The 24,498-nt window shown below is 66.6% G+C and carries 20 protein-coding genes and 2 tRNA genes; 13 read left to right on the top strand and 9 right to left on the bottom strand.

Features of this window, described 5'->3' with window-relative positions:
* The first annotated feature begins 140 nt into the window (after nucleotides 1-140).
* Together ACIBK2_RS16075 and ACIBK2_RS16070 are read left to right on the top strand one after the other, a co-directional pair.
* Nucleotides 141-614, top strand: coding sequence for a ribose-5-phosphate isomerase (locus ACIBK2_RS16075; RefSeq protein ID WP_357391733.1), 474 nt, complete (start codon nucleotides 141-143; stop codon nucleotides 612-614).
* A gap of 13 nt (nucleotides 615-627) precedes the next feature.
* Entirely contained in the window at nucleotides 628-1,440 is an 813-nt protein-coding gene (locus tag ACIBK2_RS16070) for an Fpg/Nei family DNA glycosylase (RefSeq protein WP_396967837.1), read from the top strand.
* A gap of 115 nt (nucleotides 1,441-1,555) precedes the next feature.
* On the opposite strand, the gene ACIBK2_RS16065 is transcribed toward ACIBK2_RS16070, so the two are convergent.
* Nucleotides 1,556-2,506 (bottom strand): diguanylate cyclase domain-containing protein, encoded by a 951-nt coding sequence (locus ACIBK2_RS16065; protein ID WP_396967835.1) that lies wholly within the window; start codon nucleotides 2,504-2,506, stop codon nucleotides 1,556-1,558.
* Nucleotides 2,507-3,420: 914 nt separating this feature from the next.
* Between ACIBK2_RS16065 and ACIBK2_RS16060 the strand changes: the two genes are divergently transcribed.
* The 5 genes from ACIBK2_RS16060 (at nucleotide 3,421) to ACIBK2_RS16040 (ending at nucleotide 6,437) form a co-directional block, all read left to right on the top strand.
* A tRNA-Gly gene (locus tag ACIBK2_RS16060) sits at nucleotides 3,421-3,494 on the top strand.
* Between the two features lie 47 nt (nucleotides 3,495-3,541).
* Nucleotides 3,542-3,615, top strand: a tRNA-Pro gene (locus ACIBK2_RS16055).
* Between the two features lie 185 nt (nucleotides 3,616-3,800).
* Nucleotides 3,801-4,943 carry an NAD(P)/FAD-dependent oxidoreductase gene (locus ACIBK2_RS16050; RefSeq protein ID WP_396967833.1) on the top strand — a complete coding sequence of 381 codons (1,143 nt, stop codon included), beginning with the start codon at nucleotides 3,801-3,803 and terminating at the stop codon, nucleotides 4,941-4,943.
* Nucleotides 4,940-5,836 (top strand): RNA polymerase sigma-70 factor, encoded by an 897-nt coding sequence (locus ACIBK2_RS16045; protein WP_396967831.1) that lies wholly within the window; start codon nucleotides 4,940-4,942, stop codon nucleotides 5,834-5,836. The genes ACIBK2_RS16050 and ACIBK2_RS16045 overlap by 4 nt, the downstream gene beginning before the upstream one ends.
* A 133-nt stretch (nucleotides 5,837-5,969) precedes the next feature.
* Nucleotides 5,970-6,437 (top strand): flavodoxin family protein, encoded by a 468-nt coding sequence (locus ACIBK2_RS16040; protein WP_396967829.1) that lies wholly within the window; start codon nucleotides 5,970-5,972, stop codon nucleotides 6,435-6,437.
* Between the two features lie 2 nt (nucleotides 6,438-6,439).
* Here the strand turns inward: ACIBK2_RS16040 and ACIBK2_RS16035 are convergent, their stop codons facing one another.
* Entirely contained in the window at nucleotides 6,440-7,504 is a 1,065-nt protein-coding gene (locus tag ACIBK2_RS16035) for a serine hydrolase domain-containing protein (protein WP_396967827.1), read from the bottom strand.
* Nucleotides 7,505-7,540: 36 nt separating this feature from the next.
* Entirely contained in the window at nucleotides 7,541-9,265 is a 1,725-nt protein-coding gene (locus ACIBK2_RS16030) for a type IV secretory system conjugative DNA transfer family protein (protein ID WP_396967825.1), read from the bottom strand.
* 251 nt (nucleotides 9,266-9,516) lie between these two features.
* Between ACIBK2_RS16030 and ACIBK2_RS16025 the strand changes: the two genes are divergently transcribed.
* Nucleotides 9,517-9,720, top strand: a complete 204-nt coding sequence (locus ACIBK2_RS16025) for a hypothetical protein (RefSeq protein WP_396967823.1) — start codon at nucleotides 9,517-9,519, stop codon at nucleotides 9,718-9,720.
* A 25-nt stretch (nucleotides 9,721-9,745) separates the two neighbouring features.
* Here ACIBK2_RS16025 and hspQ read toward each other — a convergent pair whose 3' ends face one another.
* Nucleotides 9,746-9,973 carry a heat shock protein HspQ gene (gene hspQ, locus ACIBK2_RS16020; protein ID WP_396967821.1) on the bottom strand — a complete coding sequence of 76 codons (228 nt, stop codon included), beginning with the start codon at nucleotides 9,971-9,973 and terminating at the stop codon, nucleotides 9,746-9,748.
* Between the two features lie 264 nt (nucleotides 9,974-10,237).
* Between hspQ and ACIBK2_RS16015 the strand changes: the two genes are divergently transcribed.
* Entirely contained in the window at nucleotides 10,238-11,008 is a 771-nt protein-coding gene (locus ACIBK2_RS16015; RefSeq protein WP_396967819.1) for a trans-aconitate 2-methyltransferase, read from the top strand.
* 63 nt (nucleotides 11,009-11,071) lie between these two features.
* Entirely contained in the window at nucleotides 11,072-12,505 is a 1,434-nt protein-coding gene (locus ACIBK2_RS16010; protein ID WP_396967817.1) for an MFS transporter, read from the top strand.
* On the opposite strand, the gene ACIBK2_RS16005 is transcribed toward ACIBK2_RS16010, so the two are convergent.
* Nucleotides 12,492-13,136, bottom strand: coding sequence for a TetR/AcrR family transcriptional regulator (locus ACIBK2_RS16005; RefSeq protein ID WP_396967815.1), 645 nt, complete (start codon nucleotides 13,134-13,136; stop codon nucleotides 12,492-12,494). The genes ACIBK2_RS16010 and ACIBK2_RS16005 overlap by 14 nt on opposite strands.
* 68 nt (nucleotides 13,137-13,204) lie before the next feature.
* Here ACIBK2_RS16005 and ACIBK2_RS16000 point away from each other — a divergent pair, with 68 nt between their 5' ends.
* The gene (locus tag ACIBK2_RS16000) at nucleotides 13,205-13,594 is read left to right on the top strand and encodes a DUF1801 domain-containing protein (RefSeq protein WP_396967813.1); all 390 of its coding nucleotides are present in this window, start codon (nucleotides 13,205-13,207) and stop codon (nucleotides 13,592-13,594) included.
* 1 nt (nucleotide 13,595) lies between these two features.
* On the opposite strand, the gene ACIBK2_RS15995 is transcribed toward ACIBK2_RS16000, so the two are convergent.
* The 4 genes from ACIBK2_RS15995 to ACIBK2_RS15980 form a co-directional block, all read right to left on the bottom strand.
* The gene (locus ACIBK2_RS15995) at nucleotides 13,596-14,831 is read right to left on the bottom strand and encodes a serine hydrolase domain-containing protein (RefSeq protein WP_396967811.1); all 1,236 of its coding nucleotides are present in this window, start codon (nucleotides 14,829-14,831) and stop codon (nucleotides 13,596-13,598) included.
* Between the two features lie 434 nt (nucleotides 14,832-15,265).
* A complete protein-coding gene (locus tag ACIBK2_RS15990; protein ID WP_396968478.1) occupies nucleotides 15,266-17,860 on the bottom strand; it encodes a polynucleotide kinase-phosphatase in 2,595 nt (864 codons plus the stop codon).
* Entirely contained in the window at nucleotides 17,860-19,641 is a 1,782-nt protein-coding gene (locus tag ACIBK2_RS15985; protein ID WP_396967809.1) for a 3' terminal RNA ribose 2'-O-methyltransferase Hen1, read from the bottom strand. Before ACIBK2_RS15985 ends, ACIBK2_RS15990 begins: the two co-directional genes overlap by 1 nt.
* A 68-nt stretch (nucleotides 19,642-19,709) precedes the next feature.
* Nucleotides 19,710-22,175 (bottom strand): phosphoketolase, encoded by a 2,466-nt coding sequence (locus tag ACIBK2_RS15980; RefSeq protein WP_396967807.1) that lies wholly within the window; start codon nucleotides 22,173-22,175, stop codon nucleotides 19,710-19,712.
* A 110-nt stretch (nucleotides 22,176-22,285) separates the two neighbouring features.
* On the opposite strand from ACIBK2_RS15980, the gene ACIBK2_RS15975 reads away from it, so the two are divergent.
* Both ACIBK2_RS15975 and tig read left to right on the top strand, forming a co-directional pair.
* Nucleotides 22,286-22,861 (top strand): FKBP-type peptidyl-prolyl cis-trans isomerase, encoded by a 576-nt coding sequence (locus ACIBK2_RS15975; RefSeq protein ID WP_396967805.1) that lies wholly within the window; start codon nucleotides 22,286-22,288, stop codon nucleotides 22,859-22,861.
* Between the two features lie 169 nt (nucleotides 22,862-23,030).
* Entirely contained in the window at nucleotides 23,031-24,446 is a 1,416-nt protein-coding gene (gene tig, locus ACIBK2_RS15970; protein WP_396967803.1) for a trigger factor, read from the top strand.
* The last annotated feature ends 52 nt before the right edge of the window (nucleotides 24,447-24,498 follow it).

Raw genomic sequence — 24,498 nt, 5'->3', positions numbered from 1 at the left:
TCCTCGGCCATGTCCACAGCGACGCTGTGGCTCAGGACACTCGCGAGGTATCTCTCGATTCGCGATAGCAGCCGCCGGTGTTAATCGGGCCGCGTGCCCCTTCGTAACGAGCCGGAAACGGGCCTGACAGAATGCCTGCCATGCGCGTATACCTCGGTGCCGACCATGCCGGTTTCGAACTGAAGAATCACGTCAAGGACCATCTGGAAAAGGCGGGCCACGAGGTGGTCGACTGCGGCGCCCTCGAGTACGACGCGCTCGACGACTACCCGGCCTTCTGCATCGAGGCGGCCCGCCGCACCGTCGCCGACCCGGGCAGCCTCGGGCTGGTCTTCGGCGGCAGCGGCAACGGTGAGCAGATCGCCGCGAACAAGGTGCCCGGCGCCCGCTGCGCGCTGACCTGGAGCGTGGAGACCGCCCAGCTTGCCCGGCAGCACAACAACGCTCAGCTGGCAGGCATCGGCGGCCGGATGCACTCCACCGAGGAGGCGCTGGCCATCGTCGACGCGTTCGTCAGCACCGAATGGTCGGGCGAGGACCGGCACCAGCGGCGCATCGACATTCTCGCCGAGTACGAGAAGTCCGGTGTCGCCCCGGCGGTTCCGGCGTACTGAGCTGTAACCGTCTGTGCCTGAAGGTCATACGCTGCACCGGCTCGCGAGGCTGCATCACAAGCGCCTCGCGGGCGGTGTGGTGCGCGTGTCCAGCCCGCAGGGCAAGTTCGCGGCGGGTGCCGCCCGCGTCGACGGTCACCTGCTGACGCGTGCCGAGGCGTGGGGCAAACACCTACTGCACCATTACGACTCGGGTCTGATCGTGCACGTGCACCTCGGCCTGTACGGGAAGTTCACCGAGTCCGAGCTGCCGATGGGGGAGCCGGTCGGACAGGTGCGGATGCGGATGCTCGGCGCATCGGACGGGCAGCCCGGCTTCGGCACCGACCTGCGCGGGCCGACCGCCTGCGAAGTCCTGCTCGCCCCAGAGGTTTCCGCGCTCACCGATCGACTCGGTCCCGATCCGCTCCGCCGCGGCGCCGATCCCGACCGGGCCTGGCAGCGCATGCGGCGCTCGCGCAGAGCGATCGGCGCGCTGCTGATGGACCAGCAGGTGGTCGCAGGCGTCGGCAATGTCTACCGTGCGGAACTGCTCTTCCGGCATCACATTTCGCCGCACCGGCCCGGCACCGCGCTGTCCGCCGACGAGTGGGCCGCGATGTGGATCGACCTGGTCGCGTTGATGAAGGTCGGCGTCCGCGTCGGCAAGATGGTCGTGGTCCGCCCCGAAGACGACCACGGCGAACCGTCATACGCCACCGACCGCCCACGCACCTACGTCTACCGCCGCCAGGGCGCCCCCTGCCGCATCTGCGGCACCCCGATCGCCCATTCGGTCATGGAGGCCCGAAACCTCTTCTGGTGCCCCACCTGTCAGCCTGGTTAGCCCAGTCCGGCTGTCCGGCGCCTGAAGTCATGCCTCGCGTTCCTGATTCGTCCGGCCACGGTCACGGCGGCCCGGAATCGCTTCCGGTGCCGCACCTGTCAACCGGACTATCCCCTCAACCTGCGACGGCCTCGTCGATCGCCGGCTCGTCGGCCAGTGCGAACCGCCGCCCGCCCGCCGTCTTCGCCGAGTACATCGCGCGGTCGGCGCGGCGAAGCAGATCGCTGAAATCGCAGGAACTTCCGGGCGGGCTGAAGGCGGTGCCGACGCTCGCCGAGACCGGCACCGGCCCGGCCGTCGACCACACCGGGTCGCGCAGCGCGGACACGATCCGACTGGCCAGATCGCCGAGGGTGTTCTGCGGCGGGTTGACGGCGAGCACGAATTCGTCGCCGCCGTACCGGCAGATCACCGTGTCCGGCGCGCACACCTCGCGCAGGCGGTTGGCCAATTCGACCAGTACCTCGTCGCCGATCGCGTGCCCGTAGCCGTCGTTGATCTGCTTGAACCGGTCCAGGTCGATCAGCAGCAGTCCGACGCCGCGGTTCGGGTCGGTCGCCATCAGCCGGACGCGGTCCTGCAGCAGGGTGCGGTTGGCCAGGTCGGTGAGTGCGTCGTGGGTCGCCTCGTGCCGGAGCCGATGTTGCAGCGCCGCGATCTCCTGCACGCGCAGCGACACCTTGGCCGAGAGGTTCTGCTCCTGCTGCGCCAGCGCACGCTCCTGCAGCGCCTGGGCGTAGCTGTCGATGGCCTGACTGGCGACGAACGGCCAGCGGGTGGCGACGAGCGAACCGGGCGCACCGGACGGGAAGCCGAGCAGCCAGCGTGAGGCCTGCGCCAGCATCCGGATCCGGTCGAACGGCGCCTCGGACAGCTTGGCGCCGAGCAGCCGTGCTTGCGGCACCGGGAACGGCTCGGACCTGGCGAGCGTGAGCAGTTGCTCGACGATCTCGATGAGTACCGGTTCCAGGTGTTGGGGCGCCGCGCCGGAACCCGGCTCGGCGCACACCGCGCGGGCCCAGGCGCGGGCCATCGCGGCGACAGGGGGCTCGATATCGATCGACATCGAACTCACCCTGCGCAGGTGGCGTCGGTACCCAGAGGCCCTGTGCTGACACAGGTGCCGACGTCACCCCGATCGTTCGCACTGCTACGCGGTTGTGTCCACCTCGCTCGGCGCACGCTCACCGCCCCCTTTCCAGATACCCCCGTCCGGCAAAAAGGATCCTAGCAAGCCACCCGGCATCAAAAAACGCTGTTTTGCAACGTGTTCTCGATGCCTCGCGAATGGCGATCGGATATGAGATCGCTGGAATCGCGTCGGCGTTACACCCGGATTTCGTTCGCTGAGAAGTCGCGCCGAGACGCGCTGGCGACACGCTGTAGCGCCTCGCCATGCGGGTCCCCCCGGCCGCTCGCCACGCCTCGACGCGATGTGGCCGTGCGGTCGGCCCGCTGGGCCGCCTGCCTGGTCGCGGCGCCGAAGTAGCGGTGGGAGTAGCCGAGGGTCTGCGGGTCTTCTGCCCAGTGGTGGTGTGGAGCCGGATTTTCCTGCCACAAGCACACCCGGCGGTCGGTCGCACTGAGCAATTTCCTGCTAGTGCGATTTCGGCGAGTCGTGATGTCCCCATAGGTGGCATCCTCTCCGCGACCGGTCGGGCGTGACTGGTGGCCACCCCGTGGGCCACGGCTCCCCCCGACAGGAGTCGTCACGCGTCCCATATGCTCCCCGCTTCCGGTCCGACACGCCCGAGTTTCAAGGAAGAGATCCCTCTTAATTTCATTAAGTTCTGCTACCGCGCGCCACGCCCTGACCGGGGCGACTGGCGTGCGAGACTCACCATAGGGTGTCGCGCTGACGACCGGACACACGGCTGCGCTATCCCCGTGCGCGGGGGGCTGATTGGCATTTGCGAAGCAGGGTTCGGTACAGTCGGGACGCACACGACATCGTGGCGATCCTATCGATGTCGTTTGCCTGCGGGTGTAGTTCAATGGTAGAACCTCAGCCTTCCAAGCTGATGGTGCGGGTTCGATTCCCGTCACCCGCTCCACACGGAATTCAGCCTCGGCGGCGGCCGATAACCGCCGCGAGGGACAACGGGGTGTAGCGCAGCTTGGTAGCGCATCCGCTTTGGGAGCGGAGGGTCGCAGGTTCAAATCCTGTCACCCCGACAACGAATTGAGCGTTCCGGCGCTGGTCGAGGACCCTTTGGGTGCTATGGCCAGCGCCGATTTCGTTTTGTGGCCCCCTTTTCCGCGCTCGCGGGTGTGATCGTTGCCACATTCCTCCGCTGTCACGGTCGCCGCTCGGGCGGTGTCTTCGAGATGTCGGGTCGGGCTGGACGGAGGTGGTCGCGGTGGCGCACGTGGTGGTTGTCGGTGCGGGTTATGCGGGGGTTATGGCTGCGAATCGGCTTGCCGCCGTTGGGCGGTCGGAGGTGCGCGTGACGATGGTCAATCCGCGGCCGGAGTTCGTGGAGCGGATTCGGTTGCACGAGCATGCGGCGGGTGGGGCGAGCGCAGTGCAGGAGCGAAGGGGGCTGCTGCACCGCGACGTCCGCCTGCGGGTGGCGACGGTGGAGGAGATCGGTGAGCGTTCGGTGCGGCTCGATGACGGTGCCGCACTCGAATTCGACTATCTGCTGTACGCGGTGGGCAGTACGGCCGCCCAAGGTCCGTCAGGGACCGAATACGCCTGCAGTATCGCCGACCTGGCTGGCGCCGAGGTGTTGCGCAGGCGACTACCTAGTCTGTCGGCGGGGGCGAGGGTCGTGGTGATCGGTGGCGGCCTGACGGGGATCGAAACTGCCGCCGAAATCGCCTACCGGTACCCGTCTTTGGTGGTCGAGCTGGTATCGCAGTCGGTGGCCGGGTGGTTGCCGCAGTCGAGCCGTGTGAGCATCGAAGGCAAACTCACGAAAGCCGGTGTGCGGCTGCGTACCGGGGTGCTGGTCACTGGAATCCGGCCCGATGGCGTTGCAACCGACACCGGTCTGCTGCCCAGCGATTGCACAGTATGGGCAGGCTCGTTCAGCGTGCCGGACTTGGCGCTGCGCAGCGGCCTACCGGTGGCTGCGGACGGCCGGCTGCGCACCGACGATACGTTGGTGTGTGTTGATCATGGACGGATCGTCGGCGTCGGGGACGCCGCCGCACCACCTCGACATGTGGGGGAGCACTTGAGGATGAGTTGTCAGGCCGCGATACCCATGGGCGCACATGGCGCCGACACCGTGCTCGCGTTGCTCAGGGGACAACGCCCGGAGCCGCTGTCGCTCGGCCTGGCCGGGCAGGCGATCAGCCTCGGGCGGCGCGACGGGTTCATTCAGGCCACGCACCGCGATGACAGCGCTCGCGGGTTCGTTCTGTCCGGGCGGGTGGCCGCAGTGGTCAAGGAACGGGTGTGCCGCTTCACCGTCAGCTCGATGCGGTTCCCCCGTGCTTACCGCTGGCTGCCCGGCCCGACTTCGACAGTGCCGAACTCGATCGCAGTCCGATGACCGAGCCCAGCGTGTTCGACCAGTTCCGGCCGCTGCTGTTCACCATCGCCTACGAGATCCTCGGCAGCGCGGCCGACGCCGAAGATGTGTTGCAGGACAGCTACCTTCGCTGGCGCGACATCGACGAGGACGAAGTCGAGCATCCCCGCGCCTACCTCGTGCAGATCGTTACGCGACAGGCACTCAACCAATTACGGTCCGCGCGCCGTCGCCGCGAGGACTACGTGGGCAACTGGCTGCCCGAACCGATCCGCACCGAACACGACGCCAGCCACGATGTGCTGCTGGCCGAATCGGTGTCGATGGCGATGCTGCTCGTGCTGGAGACCCTCGGGCCGACCGAGCGGGCCGTGTTCGTGCTGTCCGAGGTGTTCGGCCACAGCCTCGTCGAGATCGCCGAGATGATCGGCAAGTCCGACGCCACCGTGCGCCAGATCGCGCACCGGGCCCGCGAACACGTGCAGGCCCGCCGCAAACGCTTCCAACCCGACGCCGACACCAATCGTGCGGTGATCGGCCGCTTCCTGCTGGCCGCACGCACCGGCGAGGTGCAAAATCTGATGGACGTGCTCGCACCCGACGTCGTCCAGATCTCGGACGGCGGCGGCCGCGTGATCGTCGCGGGCCGCCCGGTCACCGGTGCGGCGCCGGTCGCCAAGTTCATCATCGGGCTCGCCCAGAACAGCATGGCGGACATGGCCGTCGAGTTCGGCAGCTTCAATGCACTGCCCGCGCTGCTGTTCCGGTCCGGTGCGGACGGGCATCTCGACACCGTCCTGATGATCGAAATAGACGGGGACCTCATCACCGGCTTGTACGCGGTACGCAATCCGGAAAAGCTGCAATCCGCCGACGTGCCGCGCCCCCTCGAACGGCCGCAGGACATCTTATGAAAACCGTTACCGTGCAACGTGTTATCGCTTACCGCGGAAGTGATCGAGACCACAGCCGCCCGGATGTCACGATCGCGGATCGGGCGGTGTCTCCGAGGAAGACCGGATCTTCCCAACGTGAAGGAGCATCGTCATGAAGGCCGTCCTCGTGTGCACCTCGGTATCCCATGGCAACACGAAAAGAATCGCCGACGTCATGGGCCATGTCCTCTCGGCCCGAGTCGTCACCCCCGACCAGATCGATCCGGGCGAACTCGCCGACTACGACCTCGTCGGCTTCGGCTCGGGAATCTTCCTGGGCGCCTTCCACACTCAGCTACGCGAGTTCGTCGAGTCCCTCCCGCAGGAACAGCGACGCAAGGCCTTCGTCTTCGCCACCAGCGGTTTTCCCGAGGCGCGTTTCCAGCGCTTCTCCCGCCCACTGGTAAAGCTGCTGGAGCAGAAGGGTTTCGAGGTAACCGGAACCTTCTCCTGCCGCGCGCTCGACACCTTCGCCCCGTTCAAGCCTTTCGGCGGCATCAAGAAGAACCGCCCCAACGGCGCCGACCTCGCGGCAGCCCGCACCTTCGCCGAACGCCTCCGCGCCCATATCGCCGCCTGAATTCAGTCGGTGATCGCTTCATACGCGGCCATCAAGATGCTGAGGGACCGGTCATAACCCGCGTCCCACAGCACCTGATTCATCACATACGACACCGTCATTCGATGCTCGAAGTCGACAAGCACCAGCGAACCACCCCACCCGCCCCACGAGGCGGTGCGATTCTCCAGGCGGTAGCCAAGGCCCCAGCGGATCGGTTGGTTCAGAATCCGGTCCACCCCGTGGAACTGCTCCTCGAAGACGCGTTCACACCCTTCCGGCGACAGCAACCGAACCCCACCGACGGTGCCGCCACACGCCAGCACAGACTGCACCAAGCCAACGGAGCGAGCATTCCCATGCCCGTTGATCGCAGGTATCTCGGCCCGCCGCCAAGCCACAGTATTGGCATCGGACACCCCGACCTCGAACCCCTCAGGCTTATCACCCTCAGGCGCGGCAATCAGTCTCGCCACCCGCCGATCGTGCTCGGCACCCAGCCCGATATGAAAATCCGCACCCAGCGGCCCAGCCACTTCCTCGGCAAAAAACCTGCCAACACTGCGCCCACTCACCCGCGCGACAACCTCACCGACCAGATAACCGAACGTGATCGAGTGATACCCACCCGCACTCCCGGCCTCCCACAGCGGCGCCTGCGCGGCCAGCCGCCCAGTGACCGCCGACCACGAATACAACTCATCCGCCGTAACCGGCACATCCCAAACCGGCAGCCCCGCAGTATGACCCAACAGATGCCTTACCCGCACATCCTGTTTCCCTGCAGCCGCGAACTCCGGCCAATATTCGGCAACCGGCGCATCCAAGTCGAGCTCGCCCCGATCAGCCAAAATCAACGCACACAACGCCACCATCGTCTTACTCGTAGACCAAACATTGACGATCGTGTCCCGCCCCCACGCCTCACTACGTTCGGCATCGACATACCCACCCCAAATATCAACCACCGCTTCGCCGTCGACAAACACCGCCGCCGAGGCCCCGACATCATCCCCATCCAACGAAGCCGTCAACGCCTCTGCGACCGCACCAAACTGGCCATCGCACCGCCCATGAATCTCCGCCATCTCCGCAACCTAGCCCGCCGAGAACCCCTCGAGCCACTAGTTTTTCGGTGGAATCCCGCTAGGTTGCAGGAGTTCGATCAGCTCTCTCGTGCTACGTGGTCCGTGAGCGGCGATGGACTTTCGCGCCTCGTCGGCGTATGGCCCTTCCCACCACGGCTCGGTCTTGATCAGGACCGGCGGCACACCGGCGGCGAAGAGCACCGCTCGACCGCGCGGCAACGACCGTAGCTCCGAAACACCGAGCGTGTTGGCCGACGCGATCGATGTCGAATAGCCGATGCCGCGGGCGGACACCGAAACTGATCGGGTCGCGACTTCGTGGCTGCCGATTCCGCCCACCCGGTCACGGAGAAACGGGCCATCGTCGATACCACCACCCAGCACCTTGATGGTCGCCGCCGACCACAACTCGTCCATGCCTTCCGGCCCCCAGCACCGGACGCCTTGTGCCCACGACTGCAGCATCGCCATCAAAACAACGCCGCGCGAGCCGTAATAGCTGTATCGCTGCGGAAAGTCCCGCCACCGAACCATATTCGCGGCGTCATCCAGAACCGCGAGCACCGGCATGTTGATCGACACCTCACGCATCAACCGGGTATTCCGTCGCGCAGCGACATCCAGCATTGTCTCGATGAACGCGCTGACCAACGGTGCCGCCGAATTCCGCCCCTCCACCGACAAGGCGTACAGCGTTCCGCCCCGCTCGATGAACTCGAGCTCATCGAACTCCAGCCTGTCGGAGCCCGGGGTGATCCACGGGTGAATGTTGGGAAACCGCAGGGGGCGAGCCATTTTCATGGCGGTGCCGAAGATCCCGCGTTGGTGCCGTACGTCGGTGTTGTAGATCGCGGCAAGGCCCGACGCGGCGAAACCGGATCCATGGTGGCGAAGTAATTCGATAGGTTCGGTGTCGACCGGGTTCGTCACCCATTCCCACACCTGGGTGATCGGCCGCCGGTCCACGGATGCGGCCAGAAACAGCATGGCGAGTAGCTCCTCGCCCTGGATCTCGAAGTAATCGTCGCGGTCGCTGCGGGCGTCGGCGTCAGCGAAGTGGCGGGCCAGTTGCGCCGCGCGAGTGTCGTCGCCGTCCACCCAAGTCAGTGGGTTCCAGAACCAGGTAGGTGGTTCATCGGCTATCCCGTGCGGATCGAATACAAAGACCGGGCTGCCCTTGGCTTCTCGCACGCCCCGGGTGGCGTCGACGACGTCACGGCTCGTCGACGTGGTGATCACCGCGCCGATGGCGTCGAGGACCGCAGGGATCGCCCGGCACGTCGATTTCCCTTGCCGGGGACCCCAGATGTCGAGGTGGAGATCTTCGTAGGATCCGTACAGTCGGCAACCATCGGCGACGGCGGTGCCGATGGCAACGCCGGGTGCGTCCTCGAATCCGAGCCGCACGCCGAGCGCCTGTGCCGTCAATCGTGCACCGCCTGCCGTCAGCGATTCGAGCGCTGCACCGGTCGCCAGCAACCCGGCCTTGCCGTCGACGGCGGGCCGTCCGCGGGACCTGCGCTCGCGAACCCACCGCAGCACGAACAAGCCCAAACCGATAATGGCGATCTCACCGATCACCACCGCGGTCGCACCCTTCGGCCAAGACAAATCGCCGCCGATCAGGTCTGCGATGGCAGTGCCCGGATTCGCCGGAATACTCTGGTGAACAACTGATCTGGCGTTCCCGATATGCAATCCGGCAACCACGATTCCGACGCCGAGAACAACCAAGATGAGCACTCGAACGAGAACGGTCACCTCGGCCCCCGGCTTCCGCCACACCCTCGCCACCATCGATCCCCCCTGCTTTGAATTCTGCTGTGCGTACAAGAGTGTCAGCGGAATCCACCCGCCGCCAGACACAACTCGGCCCACCACCCAGTTGGTCAGTGGATCACAGGGAACTGGTGTTGGTATCGCGAGTGGCAACAGCACCAGTTCCCCATGATCGCGTGTCCAGCAGTGCACCACCGATTGCGGTCGCCCTCGCCGGCGGGCACCCTCGCATCGTGATCGATGTGCGGGTGGCGCGTTCGGATGACCGGCAGGTCTGGCGAGAATTGCGGCTGGCGGCGCTTGCTCTGCTGCTGACGGTCTCGCCCGACAACGAGCACGCGGTAGCGCTGTACCGGCGCAACGGATTCAGCGACGCCGGATGCCCGGGTGGCCCCGGACCGCAGCGCACGATGGCAAAGGCGCTGCGACTCAGTTGAGTGGGTCGCAGCCGGTGGCGTCTGCCTACTCGGAGTCCAGTTGGGATTCGGACAGGTAGCTGTCTACCGGCTGGCCTTGCTCGTTTTCCAAGGTCACCTTGTACCAAGGGCTGGAGCGGATGGCCGGGTTGAGGCTGAGGTCGTTGGCGTCGTGGGCTGTGGAATGTTCTCTGTCGACAGCGACTACGACACCGTGGTGACCCATGGATACGTGGCGGACTCGATCGCCGATCGCGAATTTGGGTTCCGTCATGATTCACGCACCTTTCCGATACAGCTCACTGTATCTGGCTTGCGTGCAACGACATTGATCAACTGGTACCGAGCGGGCGGCAACGAAGATCCGAGCGACACCTGCCGCGGGTGCTGACTATCCGTCCGTCGAGCATAGCAAACTGGTCGGTTTCTTCCATCGGAACGGTTTCTCCGGTCGGCATGCGTGGCATCACTGAGGCGGCAGTGCCATACAGTACAATCGTACTAAGTACGCTCGTACTGTTTACGAGAAGGGTTTCGTATGTGGGATCCGAAGAAGTATCTGGACTTCGCCGATCATCGGGCACGCCCGTTCTTCGAACTGATCGGCCGGATCGATGCCGAAAAACCGCGCCGGGTAGTGGATTTGGGCTGTGGGCCGGGCAACCTCACCGGCGTGCTCGCCGAACGGTGGCCGGACGCGCAACTGGACGCGCTCGACTCCTCGCCGGAGATGGTCGAGGAGGCGCAGCAGCGCGGAATCAACGCCCGAGTACTCGACGTCAACGACTGGACGCCGGACGCCGAGACCGACGTCGTCGTCAGTAACGCTGTCCTGCAATGGGTTCCGAACCACCTGACGCTGCTCGCGGACTGGCTCGACGCGCTGCCGCCCGGCGCCTGGTTCGCCATGCAGGTGCCCGGCAACTTCGACGCGCCGTCGCACCGCGAGATCCGCGCGCTGGCCACCGAGGCGCGCTGGCAGGCCGGGTTGGGGGAGATCGCACTGCGCAGTGCCGACGCGGTGTCCACTCCCGCCGAATATGCAACGGTTCTCGCGGTCGACAACGTCGAGGTCGACGTGTGGGAGACCACCTACCTGCAGCGGCTCTCCGGCCCAGATCCCGTGCTGGAGTGGGTATCCGGCACCGCACTGCGCCCGATCCGCGCGGCCCTGGACGACGAAGACTGGCGCGAATTCCGCACCGAACTGGCACCTCGCCTGCAGATGGCGTACCCGGCCAAATCCGACGGCACCACCTGGTTCCCGTTCCGCCGAATCTTCGCGGTGGCGCACAAGCCTTCAGCCTGAGGCGAATTCGAGCGCCCCGATATCGGTTGCCATAAACATACGTACGACCGTATTGTCTCCATTATGGTGGATGTGAGACAACCCGTCGGCACGAGTCCGGCCGTCGTGCCGTGGCCCGCCGTGTCGGTCGTCATGATCGGCATGTTCATGGCGATCCTCGACTCCTACATCGTCGTGGTCGCGGGCCCGGCGATCCGCGCGGACCTCGGCGCCTCCGAGGGGCAACTCCAGTGGATCCTGGCCGGTTACCAGCTGAGCTACGCGGTACTGATGATCACCGGCGGCCGTTTCGCGGATGTGTACGGGCGCAAACGGATCTTCATCCTCGGCGCGGTCGTGTTCACGTTGTCCTCGATCGCGTGCGCCGCCGCGCAGGACCCCGGCATGTTGATCGCGGCGCGGGTCGTGCAGGGACTCGGGGCCGCACTGATGGTTCCGCAGGTCTTCGCGATGATCGCGGTGCTGGTGCCCGAGCACGGCAGGCATCGGGTATTCGGTGTGCTCGGCGTGGTGATCGGCATGGCGACCATCGGCGGTCAACTCATCGGCGGGTTGCTGATCGGGGCCGATCTGTTCGGTTCGCAGTGGCGCGGGGTGTTCTGGGTGAATGTGCCCATCGGCGTTGCGACGATCTTGCTCGCCGCGAAGTATGTGCCGGAGTCACGCGCGGCCGGCGCGCGCAAGCTGGACGTTCCCGGCGTACTCGCGTTGAGCGTCGCGCTCGTCCTGCTCACCTTCCCGCTCATTCAGGGCCGCGATGCCGGGTGGCCATGGTGGACCTGGGCCTGCTTCGCGGCCAGCGCGGCCACGTTCGCTGTGTTCGTCGCGATCGAACGAGGGGTCGATCGCGCGGGTGGCGACCCGCTCGTGCAACTGGCGCTGTTCGCGCAGCGCTCGTTCGCGGTCGGCATCGTGCTCGTCCTGTGCGTGTACGCGTTCCTGACGTCTTACTATCTGGCACTGTCGATTTCGATGCAGGAGGGGCTCGGCCTGTCCGCACTGGGCGCGGGTCTGGTGTACGCGCCCGCCGCGACAACATTCTTCGTCTTCAGCATGGTCGCCAGTCGGCTGATGCCGAAATACGGTCGGCGCGTATTGGAAGTCGGCTCGATCGTGGTGGCGACCGGCTATCTAACAACCGCCGTCGTCTTGCTGTACGGCCCCGAAATCACTCCGGCACTGGTGATTCCACTGCTGATGCTGCAGAGCGTCGGTGGCGGATTGCTCATCACCCCGCTGCTCAGCACGGTGCTGTCCGGAATCAGCCCGGACTCCGTCGGCACCGCGTCGGGCGCGCTGTCGACCGCGCAGCAGGTCGGTGGCGCGCTCGGCGTCGCGGTGATCGGCGCGGTCTTCTTCGCCTCGTTCCATCCCGGCACGGACGGTGGCGCCGCGGCGGCGGGACACGCCTTCGCGATGTCGTCGATCGCGACCTGCCTGCTCGCGATCCTCGTGACGATACTGGTGTTCCGGCTGCCCGCGGTCAGGGCGAAGTAAGGAAGCTCTCGACGATGCGCCAGGCCCGGCGGATGGCCTCCTTGTCGTCGAGACGCAGCGCCGTGTTGGTCGCACAGAGCACGGCGTCGATCTGAAAGGCGGCCAGTCCCGCGTCGAGCTCGGCGATTTCGCCCGCGGTCACCGCGTGTCCCAGTTCGCGCTCGAGGATGCGCACCCACGCCTGACGGTCGCGGACCAGCGCATCGCGCACCGGCCCCGGCCTGCTGTCCTGCTCCGGCATGTTCGCCACCCAGAAGCAGCCGCCGGCGAACAGGGGATGCTCCACGTAGCCGAGCCAGTTCTCGACAAGTGCCCGCAGCCGAGCGACACCGTGCGATACGGGCCGGGCTGGTTCGACCACCGTGTCCACGAACAGGTCACGCGCGTAGTCGATGGTGGCCAGCTGCAGCGCTTCCTTGGTCTTGAAGAGCGTCTGGATGCCCGCTTTGCTCAGTCCGGCCTCGGTGGCGAGCCTGCCGAAGCTCAATCCCTCCAGGCCGTCCAGCGAGGCGATATTCGCCGCGTGGTCGAGCACCGTCTGCCGCGTCTTCGCGCCGCGGAGCAGGCGCTTGTCGGTGATCTCGGCGGGCTCGCGCCGGGCGAGGACCGAGGCGTCGGGGGCACTTTCCATACGGTCGATCGTACTCAGGCTGGCGAGAAACGGTCATCGGACCGCTCGTTTTGTGTTTGTATCGGCCCATGTCCTACGAGACTGATCCGCGCGTCGACACCTATATCGACGCGTTGCCCGCCTGGCAGCAAGCGATCTGCCAGGAGGTGCGCGAACTGGTGCACGCCGCCGACCCGGCGGTCGTCGAGACCATCAAGCGGACCGTGCAGCCGTACTTCGTGCTCGACGGCAACATCTGCGCCCTGCTCGCGGCGAAAACGCACGTCAACGTGTTCCTCTACGACGGAGCCATCGTGCCGGACCCGGATGGCATCATCACCGCGGGCCACGACAACAAGACCGCACGAACCGTTTCCGTCCGAGAAGGCGAAAAGGTCCCCGCCGCACCGCTTCTCGCGATGTTCGAGCAGATCATCGCCAACAATCGCGCCGGTGGTTGGCGCAAACTCAGACGCTGACTCAGCCGACCGCGGCGTCGAGGGAGTCCGACAGTTCGCCAGTGCCTTCCAGGCCTTGGGCAGCTCGCTGCGCGAGCATGGCCAATATCGGCAGCCGCGCGTCACCCAGTGACATCGCGTGATTACCAAGGTGATTGGTGACAAACGCGACCGACAGACCGAGCCTCGGCATCGCGATGCCGCCGGATCCACCGATCCCGAAGTGCCCCAACGCCTGCCGCGTCAGCTTGGTGCCGACGATCCCGCGGTGATAGCCGAGGGCGAAATGCGGTGGGGCGCCGAGGACATAGTCGAACCTGCTGCCCGGCGGCATCTCCGCGATCAATCGGGTGGTTTCCGGCCGCAGCAGGCGCCGACGGCCGATCATGCCGTCGTTGGCGATCGCGCCGTACATCTTCGCCAGCGACCGAGCCGTGAAAACGCCGTTCCAGCCCGGCATCATCGTGTCGTAGGGCTGCTCGCCGAGCGTCATATCGGCCCACCCGTCGTACACCGCGCTACGCGCCGAGTGCACCGCCTTCATCGAGGCGAACGGCGCGATCATCCGATCGAACGGCACCCGCGCGACGCCGAGCCGCGGCGACAGCTTGGCCAGCCGATGGCGCTGATGCTGCGGGACGCCGAAATAGAAGTCGTTGTCGCCCAACGGTTCCGCCAGTTCGGTACGAACCAGCTCGGCGAACGTGCGCCCGGTCGCCCGCTGCGCGATTTCGGCGACGATCGTGCCGAAGGTGAGCCCGTGATACCCGGACGCGCGCAGTCGCATCGGATCCGGTGCGGAGGCGGCGATGGCGGCGGCCAAGGCATCGTGATCGAGCAGATCCGCCGGATCGTCGAGCAGCCCTCGCGTGCGCTGTAATCCGGCGCGATGGTTCAGCACGTCGCGAATAGTGATGTCGGCCTTGCCGTTCGCCGCGAACTCCGGCCAGTAGGTAGCCACCCGCGCGTCGTAATCGAGCACACCGCGCTCGGCCAGCCGGTGTATGACCGTGGCCGCCACACCCTTGCCGGTCGAATACGACAGCGCCATCGTGTCGGCATGCCACCGCCGGTCGTTGTCCGCCCAGCCCGCCCAGATATCCAGCACGGGCTCGCCGTTCAGGTAGACCGCCAGGGCACCACCGCCCTGCCGCCTGCGCCGGAACAGCCCGAAAAACTTCGCAGCCACCACGGTGAAACGGTCATCGATGAGCATGTACCCCGCACTGGGCGCGCTGTCCGAGCTCGCTAACGGCATGGTCAGACTCCTTTGTCCAGAACGCCGGACAAGCCACCCCGGTAACACTTGCAAGCAGCCTGCTAACACCAACGGTAACGCGTATCAGTTGCCGCATGCAATGGGTCTGAGACAGTTGCCGTCCGAGCAATTCGTGCTACACCACCAGCTTTACCCAGGTCGCGGGCCGCTTCCCCCCGGTGCTCCCCGAGCCGGTATCGCCAAGATCTGCACTCTGTCTCGGGATCGGCACTCGGAATAGGGCCCTAGAGGCAGTGAAGGTCCCGAGAGAGTGCGCAGATTCTGCTTCCGGCGTGGCGAACTGCGGGCTGCACACCCGTTCTGATGTCCCGCACCACGACTCGACGTGTGATTCGCGTGCGGACGTCAGAACCTGTGCGGCTGTGCAGCGTCTCGCGCCGCCCAGAAGCATGCGCCGCGCGATTTGCACCCGGTTACAACCGCGGATCGACCGGTTCGGACTCCAGCGCTAGTACCGCGAAGACGGCTTCGTGTACTCGCCACAGGGGTTCGCCGGCGGCGAGTCGGTCTAGGGCTTCGAGGCCGAGGGCGTACTCGCGCAGTGCCATTGAGCGCTTGCGGCCGAGGCCGCGGGAGCGGAGGCGGTCGAGGTTGGGTTCGCGTAGGTATTCCGGGCCGTAGATGATTCGGAGGTATTCGGGGCCGCGGCATTTGACGCCGGGTTGTACCAACCTGCCGTCGCCTGTTGAACCCTCGGACTTCTTCGGTCCGCGGACCAGCGACTGGCGTGGCTTGACCACCATGCCCTCGCCGCCGGCTGCGGTGAGTTCGGTCCACCAGGTGGTGGCGGCCGCTGTGCTGTCCGGGGCGGTCAGATCGACGAACATGCGGCCTGTCGGCGTGAACAGTTCGGTGTCGGCGGCGACTAGGCGGTCGATCAGTGTGAGGTGCCAATCATGCTCGCGTACCGCGTAATTCGCGCCTTCGCCAGCGAGGATCTGGAACGGCGCGAGTCGCAGTCCGGCCATGCCATCGACCGGCCAGCAGTAGCGGCCGTACGCATCGGTGAACGCGGCGGCGTCGTCCTTGCGTGCCCCGGTGCGGCTCGCAAGGTCGGCGACATCCAGTCCGCGTTCCGCCACCGCCGCCAAGACCTCGGTGGTGGCACCCAGTGCGGCCCGTGCGGCCGCGCCGACGGCCGCGTACTGGTTGCGCAGCAGGCCGATCGCCTTCGCCGACCATGGCATCAGCTCGGTATCGAGCAGCAGCCATTCACTGCGCAGCTCATCGAACAGCCCTGCGGTTTCCGCTGCCGCTCGTACGCGGGCGAGCAGGGTCGCGGTGTGCTCGGGATCGTCGAAGAACGGGCGGCCGGTGCGGGTGTAGATCACGCCGGTGCCGCCGTCGTCGACGCCGAATCGGTCCCGCGCGGCCTGCGCGGAGCGGGCAACGAGGACCACGGCCCGCGAACCCATGTGCTTCTCCTCGCACACCAGCTGGTCGACGCCCTCGGCGCGGTAGTAGGCGAACGCCTCCGCCGGATGCTCCAGGTAGCCCGGCAGTTCCGAGGTCGCGCACGGCGACATCGTCGGCGGCAGGTACACCAGCCAGCGCGGGTCGATCGCGAAACGGCTCATCACTTCCAGTGCGGCACAGGCGTTTTCCTCCTGCACGCCGACCCGCCCGTGATACCGGGTTTCCACCACGCGCCGACCGATCACGTCATCCAGGTCGAGCACGCCCGGATCCCGGTGCACCACGCCCTCGGCCGTGCTGATCGTGGTCGCTTCCAGCGGCCGCACCGGTTCATACCAAACCGACTCCGCCGCAACCGAAACAGGCTCGCGCTCGGGATACCGCAACGCCGAGAGCCTGCCGCCGAACACCACGCCGGTGTCCAGGCACAGCGTGTTGTTCACCCACTGCAAGTCGAGCACCGGCGTGTGCCCGTACAACACGGTGGCGCGGCCGCGATAGTCATTGGCCCACGGGTAACGCACCGGCAGCCCGTATTCGTCTGTCTCCCCGGTGGTTTCGCCATACATGGCGAACGACCGCACCCGGCCCGACGCGCGCCCGTGGAACTCTTCCTTCAGCCCTGCGTGGGCGACGACGAGCTTGCCGCCGTCGAGCACATAATGACTGACCAACCCACGGCAGAACTCGTGCGCCGCCTTGCGGAAAACCTCGTCCTCGCCGTCGAGCTGCGCAAGCGACTCGGCCAGACCGTGCGCCACTCGAACCTGCTTGCCGTCGAGCGCGCGCACGAGCTTGTTCTCGTGATTCCCGGTGACGCACAAGGCAGTTCCGGCCGCGACCATGCCCATCACCAGCCGCAGCACGCCCGGAGTATCCGGCCCGCGATCGACCAGGTCGCCGACGAACACCGCGGTGCGACTCGCCGGATGGCTCGCGCCGATCGCGCGGCCCACCTCGTCGCGGTCGACGGCATAGCCGAGTTCGCCGAGCAGCGTTTCCAACTCGCCACGGCAGCCGTGCACGTCACCGATCACATCGAACGGCCCGGTGAGCTCGCGCTTGTCGTTCCACGCCTTTTCGTCGACGATGGTCGCCGCTTCGATCTCCGCCACTCCGCGCAGCACATAGACCTTGCGGAAGCCCTCACGCTCCAACCCGCGCAGGCTGCGCCGCAGCTCACGCTGCTGCCGGACCACCACGTGCGCACCGAGCGCCGCCCGGTCCGGTCGCGCCGAATTGCGTTCCAGGCACACCGAATCCGGCACGTCGAGCACGATCGCCACCGGCAGCACATCGTGCGCACGCGCCACCGCGATCAGCTCCTGCCGCGACTTGGCCTGCACGTTCGTCGCGTCGACGACCGTGCGCAGTCCGCGCCGCAGCCGAACACCGGCGATATGGTGCAACAGCGCGAACGCGTCCGGTGTGGCCGACTGGTCGTTCTCGTCATCGCTGACGATGCCACGGCAGGCATCCGAAGAAACCACCGCGGTCGATCGAAAGTGCTTGCGCGCGAACGTCGACTTGCCCGACCCGGTGCTGCCGATCAACACGACGAGGGACAGCTCAGGCACCGAGAGTTCCGCCATCATGCCGCCCCTTCCCTAGTCGAAGTCGCCGTGACCTCGGTGTTGTTGAACTCGTTCTTCGTGAATACCGCCATTTGCGTAGGCGCCCCGAACTCCGCGTCCGCTTCGCCGATCGGCACGAACCGCACCGTATACCCGTACCGCGCCGCTACTCGGTCGGCCCACGCCGCGAATTCCGCTCTGGTCCACTCGAATCGGTGGTCGACATGCCGAAACGTACCGGCCGCCAACGTCTCATAGCGCACATTGAACTCCGCGTTAGGCGTGGTGACGAGCACCGCCCCCGGCGCCGCTCCCGCGAACACCGAGTGCTCCAGCGCCCCGAGACGCGGCAAATCCACATGCTCGATGACCTCCATCAACACCGCCGCGTCATAACCACGCAACCGAGCATCGGTGTAGGTGAGCGCCCCCTGCCGCAGAGTCAGCCGCTGCGCCACCCGCTCAGGCAGCCGCTCGAGCCGCAACTTGCGCTCGGCGATATGCAACGCCCGCATCGACACATCCACCCCGACAATCTCAGTAAATGCCTTGTCCGACAGCAACTCCCGCAACAACGTACCTTCCCCGCAACCGAGATCGAGCACCCGCCGCGCACCGACCTCATGCAACGCCGCACGCACTGCGGCCCGCCGAATCACCGCCAAAGACGTTGTACCCCGCGATGTTTCGCCCTCACCGTGCTCAGCCGTCCTCGCCGCACCGGGGCCGTCGGTCCCGCTGCCGCTGCCGCTTCCGCTGTCGGCCGCCGTCGCGTTGCCGCTGTCGGTCACCACCGTGTTGTCGCCGTCGATTGCTGTCGCGATGACCCCGTCGCTCACCGAGTCGTCCAGGACCCGGGTCTCCTCGTCGCGCCAGTTGTTCACCGACATGTCGATGCGGACCACCGCCGCGTCACCGGAATCTGCTGTGCCCGAATCGCTCTCGGTGGAAGCCGCTTGGTTTGTCGCGGAACGTGTTTCGGCGGAACCGACCCCGCTCGAGTCGTCGTCCACCTCCTCCACCGCGTCCAATGCCTCCGGCTCCACCTCTTCCAACTCGGCCAACCGGGCCAACGCGGTACGCACCAGCGACTGCCGTCGCGCCAAGTATCGCCGGGTGATCCATCCGCGTTCGGGGTGCTCGGCCAACCATCCGCCACCGGCTCGGATCAGCTTGTCCACCTCATCCGCCGCCAGCCAGTAGTGCTTGGCCCCGTCCAGCACCGGCAGCAGCACATAGAGGTGCGAGAGCGCGTCGGACAACCGGACGGTCCCGGACAACTCGACCCGGAGGTAATGCGAATCACCCCACTCCGGAAACGCCGGATCCAACGGCAGGGGAGTGGCCGTTACCGCCCAGCCGAGCGGCGCGAACATCCGCTCGGCCACCTCCGCCCCGCCACGACAGGGCACCGCGGGCAGCTCGATCCGCAACGGCAGTGCCGTCTCGACCAGCTCCGGCCGCAGCGTGCAGCGCCCGTGTAGCGCGGTGCGGAACACCGCGCCGATCGCCACCGACAGCAGCGATGACGCCGCATACGGCCGGTCGTTGACGTACTGTCCGAGACTGAAATCCGGTGTCCCGCGTGAACGTCCACGCACCAAGCGGATCGGATCGATCTCCAGCATCAGCGCCGCGGTGCATCGGGCGGCCGTCGCCTCCGGGTACACGACATGCGCGGTGCCGTAGGACTGATCGAACGCCTGCACCCGGTCGGGGTTCTTGTGCAGCAAGAACCCCAGGTCGGTCGCCGGCCATGCGGCGCCCTCCGGTGGTGTGCAAGTGATCGTCAGTAGCATCTAGCGATCGTCGCTTACCCGCCTTAACCTGCGCAAGGAAGTTTCAACCCACCGAACCGGGTCGACGCTCATGCGGTCGGGTACGGCCAAGTCCAGTCGGCGACCTCGGGGATGTCCTCGCCGTGCTCGCGCGTCCACGCCCGCGCTTCCCACCGCGCGTCCACCATTTCCTGCCGCAGCCCGGCGGCTCGCTCACCCAGGCTCGGCACCCGATCGATGACATCCATCACCAGGTGATACCGATCCAGATCATTGAGCATCACCATGTCGAACGGCGTGGTGGTGGTCCCGCGCTCCTGGTACCCACGCACGTGCAGCCCGTCATGGTTGGCCCGCCGATAGGTGAGGCGGTGCACCAGCCACGGGTAACCGTGGAACGCGAAGATCACCGGCCGGTCGTGCGTGAACAACGTGTCGAACTCGCTGTCGGGCAACCCATGTGGATGATCGTCCTGCGGCTGCAGCCGCGTCAGATCGACCACATTGACCACCCGCACCCGCAACGCGGGCAGCCGATCACGCAGAATCGCCGCCGCCGCAAGGGTTTCCAGCGTCGGCACGTCACCGGCACAGGCCAGCACCACATCCGGAATAGTGCCGAGCTCGTCGTTGTGACCAGCCCAATCCCAAATACCGATCCCACGCGCGCAGTGCTCCGCCGCCTCGTTCACCGAAAGCCAGTCCGCCTGTGGCTGTTTGCCCGCCACCACCACGTTGACGTAGTGCCGCGAACGCAGACAGTGGTCGTAGGTGGACAACAGCGTGTTGGCGTCCGGCGGCAGATAGACCCGCACGATCGACGCCTTCTTGTTGAGCACCACATCGAGAAAGCCGGGATCCTGATGGGTGAACCCGTTGTGGTCCTGCCGCCAAACATGCGACGAGAGCAGATAATTGAGGCTCGCGATCGGCCGCCGCCACGGCACCCCCGCACTGGCGTCGAGCCACTTGGCGTGCTGGTTGAACATCGCGTCGACGATGTGGATGAACGCCTCATAGCAGGTGAACACCCCGTGCCTGCCGGTGAGCAGATACCCCTCCAGCAACCCTTGGCACATGTGCTCGGACAGCACCTCGATCACCCGCCCGGTGCGGTCGAGATGCTCGTCGTACTCACCGATTTCGGCCTGCCAGTTGCGACCGGTCACCTCGAGGATGTCCTGCAGCCGATTGCTGGCCAGCTCGTCGGGCGCGAAGGTGATGAAGTTGTCCGGATTGTTCCGGGTGACCTCGCGCAACCAGCCGCCGAGCACCCGCGTCGCCTCGTGCTGCGACCCGCCGGGCGTGGCCACCTCGACCCCGAAGTCGCGCCAGTCCGGCAGGTTCAAATCACGAACAAGCATGCCGCCGTTGGCAATCGGATTGGCACTCATCCGCTGATCACCATCCGGCACCTGGTCCAGCAGCTCCGAAACGGGCCTGCCCAACTCGTCGAACAACTCCTCCGGCCGATACGACCGCAGCCACTGTTCCAACACCGCCCGGTGACCGGCGTCGGTCCGCGCGGCAGGCAACGGCACCTGATGCGCCCGGAACGTGCCCTCGACCTGCTCACCGTCCACCATCGGCGGACAGGTCCACCCCTTCGGCGTGCGCAACACGATCATCGGCCAGATCGGCCGCACCCCATCGGTGCCACCGCGCGCGGCCCGCTGAATCTGCGCGATGCGCTCCATGCAGGTATCCACCGCGACGGCCATCGCCTGATGCACCTCGGTCGGATCGCTACCCGACACGATGATCGGCTCATACCCGTACCCGCGCAGCAGCGAAACCAGCTCCGCCTCCGGAATACGCGCGAGGATGGTCGGATTCGCGATCTTGTACTGGTTCAACGCGAGGATCGGCAGCACCGCGCCGTCGCGCGCCGGATTGAGGAACTTGTTGGCATGCCAGCTGGTGGCCAGCGGACCGGTCTCCGCCTCGCCGTCGCCGATCACGCAGAACACCGTCAGGTCCGGGTGGTCCAGCGCCGCGCCGAACGCATGCATCAGCGAATAGCCGAGCTCACCACCCTCGTGAAACGAGCCGGGCGTCTCCGGCGCGCAGTGACTCGGCACCCCGCCGGGAAAGGAGAACTGCGCGAAGAACGTACCCATCCCCGCCGCGTCCTGCGGAATGTGGCTGTACAGCTCGGAATACGTGCCCTCCAGCCAGCCGCACGCGTTCGGCCCCGGCCCGCCGTGCCCCGGCCCGGCCACGAAGACCGCGCTGAGCCCGCGCTGCCGAATCGCCCGATTGGCATGCACCCACACCAGATTCAACCCGGGCACGGTGCCGAAATGACCGAGCAGCCGCGGCTTGATGTGTTCGGCCTGCAGCGGCTCGCGTAGCAGTGGATTCGCCATCAGATAGATCTGCCCGACGGCCAGATAGTTCGCGGCCCGCCACCAGGCGTCGATCGAGGTCAGTTCGTCGCGGTCCAGCGGACCCGCGAGGTCGGTCAATCGATAGGGCTGCGGGGCAACGGTGTCGCCGCCCGCGCCACCGACATTGTCGGCCGAGGTATCACTACCCGCACTCGGGTTCGTCATGCGCCGACTCTCCTCGTCCTAGGGGGAGAATTCCAGTGCCAGCCTAACGGCAGTTCGACGCGCGAAGGGCGACTGGGACGTTCGCCGCCGCGATGGTCTAGGTTCGCCGCATGCAGACACTCGGCAGGATCATCGGGATCGGCACCATGGCCGCGGCAGCGTGCACTCTGGTCGCCTGTGGCTCGGACGACAAGGCGTCGTCCACTCCTTCCTCTTCCTCCGCCCCGAAGGCGAGCGCGCAGGCGCAGGGCGGCCCGACGGTGAGCAAGGGCCGGGAATGCACGGCGGAGGACATCAAGGTGAGTGGCGACTTCGGCACCGCCCCGAAGATCACCCTCCCCGACAACTGCGACCCGCCCAAGAAGCTCATCACCAAGGACCTCATCCAGGGCACCGGCCCCGGCGCCGCCTCGGGTCAGGCGCTCACCATGAACTACGCACTGATCACCTGGTCCAACGGACAGAAGAAGGACAGCTCCTTCGACCGCGGCACCCCGTTCCAGCTCACCCTCGGTGGCGGACAGGTTATTCCGGGCTGGGACCAGGGACTTATCGGCGTGCAGCAGGGCGCGCGCCGACTGCTGATCGTGCCGCCGGACCTCGGCTACGGCGCCAGCGGCCGCAGCGGCATCGCGCCGAACGAGACGCTGGTCTTCGTGACCGACGCGGTGTCGGTCGGCAAGTAGGGCCCGAAAACCGGCCGAGTGCAGCCCGCCCCGGCCGGTCAACTAACCTGGTCGGGATGCGTACGCCGCGTCCCTCGCCAGCCCGGCGGGTGCCGGGGTCCCGGTAGAAGTCCGGGACGACGGGGGATCGCGTCTCAACCAGAACAGACGACGAACAAGGAGCATGTCCGTGAAGAGCACCGTCGAGCAGCTGAGCCCGACCCGGGTCCGGATCAATGTCGAGGTGCCCTTCGAGGAACTGAAGCCGGACTTCGATCGCGCGTACAAGGCACTCGCCAAGCAGGTCAAGATCCCCGGCTTCCGTCCGGGCAAGGCGCCGGCCAAGCTGCTCGAGGCCCGCCTTGGCCGCGGCGCGGTGCTGGAGCAGGTCGTCAACGACGTGCTGCCGGGTCGCTACAGCGAGGCCGTCACCGCGGCGGACGTGAAGGTCATCGGCCAGCCCGAGATCGAGATCACCAAGATCGAAGACGGCGAAGAGCTCGCGTTCACCGCCGAGGTCGACGTGCGCCCCGAGCTCACGCTGCCGGACTACGAGACCCTCGCGGTCACCGTCGACGCCTTCACCATCGGCGACGAGGACATCGACGAGCAGCTGCAGTCGCTGCGTCAGCGCTTCGGCACCCTCACCGGTGTCGAGCGCGCGGTGCAGGACGGCGACTTCGTGTCGATCGACCTGTCGGCGACGGTCGACGGCGAGGATGTCCCCGAGGCGGCCACCACCGGCCTGTCCCACGAGGTCGGCTCCGGCCAGCTCATCGAGGGCCTCGACGAGGCATTGATCGGCCTGTCGGCCGGCGAGTCCAAGGAGTTCACCTCGACCCTGGTCGCCGGTGAGCACGCGGGCAAGGAAGCCGTCATCAAGGCCACCGTGCAGTCCGTCAAGGAGCGCGAGCTGCCCGAGGCCGACGACGACTTCGCCCAGCTGGCAAGCGAATTCGACACCCTCGAGGAGCTGAAGACCGACCTGCGCAGCCGGGTCGAGCGCAGCAAGAAGGTCGAGCAGGCAGGCCAGATCCGCGACAAGGTGCTGGAGACCCTGCTCGAGCAGGTCGAGGTGCCGCTGCCCGAGGCGGTCGTGCAGGCCGAGATCGACGCCGTCACCCACGACGCCGTGCACGGCTTCGACCACGACGAGGCCAAGCTGGCCGAGGCGCTGGAGGCCCAGGGCTCCAGCCGCGAAGAGTTCGACAAGGACGCCAAGGAGTCCGCCGAGAAGTCGGTGCGCACCCAGCTGCTGCTGGACGCCATCGCCGAGGCGGAGAACACCCAGGTCGGCCAGGACGAGCTCACCGAGCGGATCCTGTTCCAGTCGCAGCGCTACGGCCTGGCGCCGGAGCAGTTCATCCAGCAGGTGCAGCAGGCGGGCCAGCTCGGCGCGATCTTCGCCGACGTCCGGCGCGGCAAGGCCCTCGCGGGCGTGGTCGGCAAGGTGCAGGTGACAGACTCCGAGGGCAACACGGTGGACACCGCCGAAATGTTCGGTGCCCCAGATGATTCTGTCGAGGCTGCCGACGAGGTCGAGGTGATCACCGACGCAGCCGCGGAGGACGAGTCGACCGAGACCGCCGCGGCGAAGGCCGAATAAGTTTATGGAATGCACGCGTGACATGCGGCGGCAAGCTGCGTTGATTGCGCTG

The sequence above is a fragment of the Nocardia sp. NPDC050175 genome (assembly GCF_044459885.1).
GTDB lineage: Bacteria > Actinomycetota > Actinomycetes > Mycobacteriales > Mycobacteriaceae > Nocardia.
Note: the sequence above shows the minus strand (reverse complement) of the source record. Positions and strands in the feature narration are given on the sequence as shown.

Coding starts and splice junctions, on each gene's coding strand:
- ACIBK2_RS16075 (WP_357391733.1), top strand. CDS start 141: ATGCGCGTATACCTCGGTGCCGACCATGCCGGTTTCGAACTGAAGAAT.
- ACIBK2_RS16065 (WP_396967835.1), bottom strand. CDS start 2,506: ATGTCGATCGATATCGAGCCCCCTGTCGCCGCGATGGCCCGCGCCTGG.
- ACIBK2_RS16045 (WP_396967831.1), top strand. CDS start 4,940: ATGACCGAGCCCAGCGTGTTCGACCAGTTCCGGCCGCTGCTGTTCACC.
- ACIBK2_RS16040 (WP_396967829.1), top strand. CDS start 5,970: ATGAAGGCCGTCCTCGTGTGCACCTCGGTATCCCATGGCAACACGAAA.
- ACIBK2_RS16035 (WP_396967827.1), bottom strand. CDS start 7,504: ATGGCGGAGATTCATGGGCGGTGCGATGGCCAGTTTGGTGCGGTCGCA.
- hspQ (WP_396967821.1), bottom strand. CDS start 9,973: ATGACGGAACCCAAATTCGCGATCGGCGATCGAGTCCGCCACGTATCC.
- ACIBK2_RS16015 (WP_396967819.1), top strand. CDS start 10,238: ATGTGGGATCCGAAGAAGTATCTGGACTTCGCCGATCATCGGGCACGC.
- ACIBK2_RS16010 (WP_396967817.1), top strand. CDS start 11,072: ATGGTGGATGTGAGACAACCCGTCGGCACGAGTCCGGCCGTCGTGCCG.
- ACIBK2_RS16005 (WP_396967815.1), bottom strand. CDS start 13,136: ATGGAAAGTGCCCCCGACGCCTCGGTCCTCGCCCGGCGCGAGCCCGCC.
- ACIBK2_RS16000 (WP_396967813.1), top strand. CDS start 13,205: ATGTCCTACGAGACTGATCCGCGCGTCGACACCTATATCGACGCGTTG.
- ACIBK2_RS15995 (WP_396967811.1), bottom strand. CDS start 14,831: ATGCCGTTAGCGAGCTCGGACAGCGCGCCCAGTGCGGGGTACATGCTC.
- ACIBK2_RS15990 (WP_396968478.1), bottom strand. CDS start 17,860: ATGGCGGAACTCTCGGTGCCTGAGCTGTCCCTCGTCGTGTTGATCGGC.
- ACIBK2_RS15985 (WP_396967809.1), bottom strand. CDS start 19,641: ATGCTACTGACGATCACTTGCACACCACCGGAGGGCGCCGCATGGCCG.
- ACIBK2_RS15980 (WP_396967807.1), bottom strand. CDS start 22,175: ATGACGAACCCGAGTGCGGGTAGTGATACCTCGGCCGACAATGTCGGT.
- ACIBK2_RS15975 (WP_396967805.1), top strand. CDS start 22,286: ATGCAGACACTCGGCAGGATCATCGGGATCGGCACCATGGCCGCGGCA.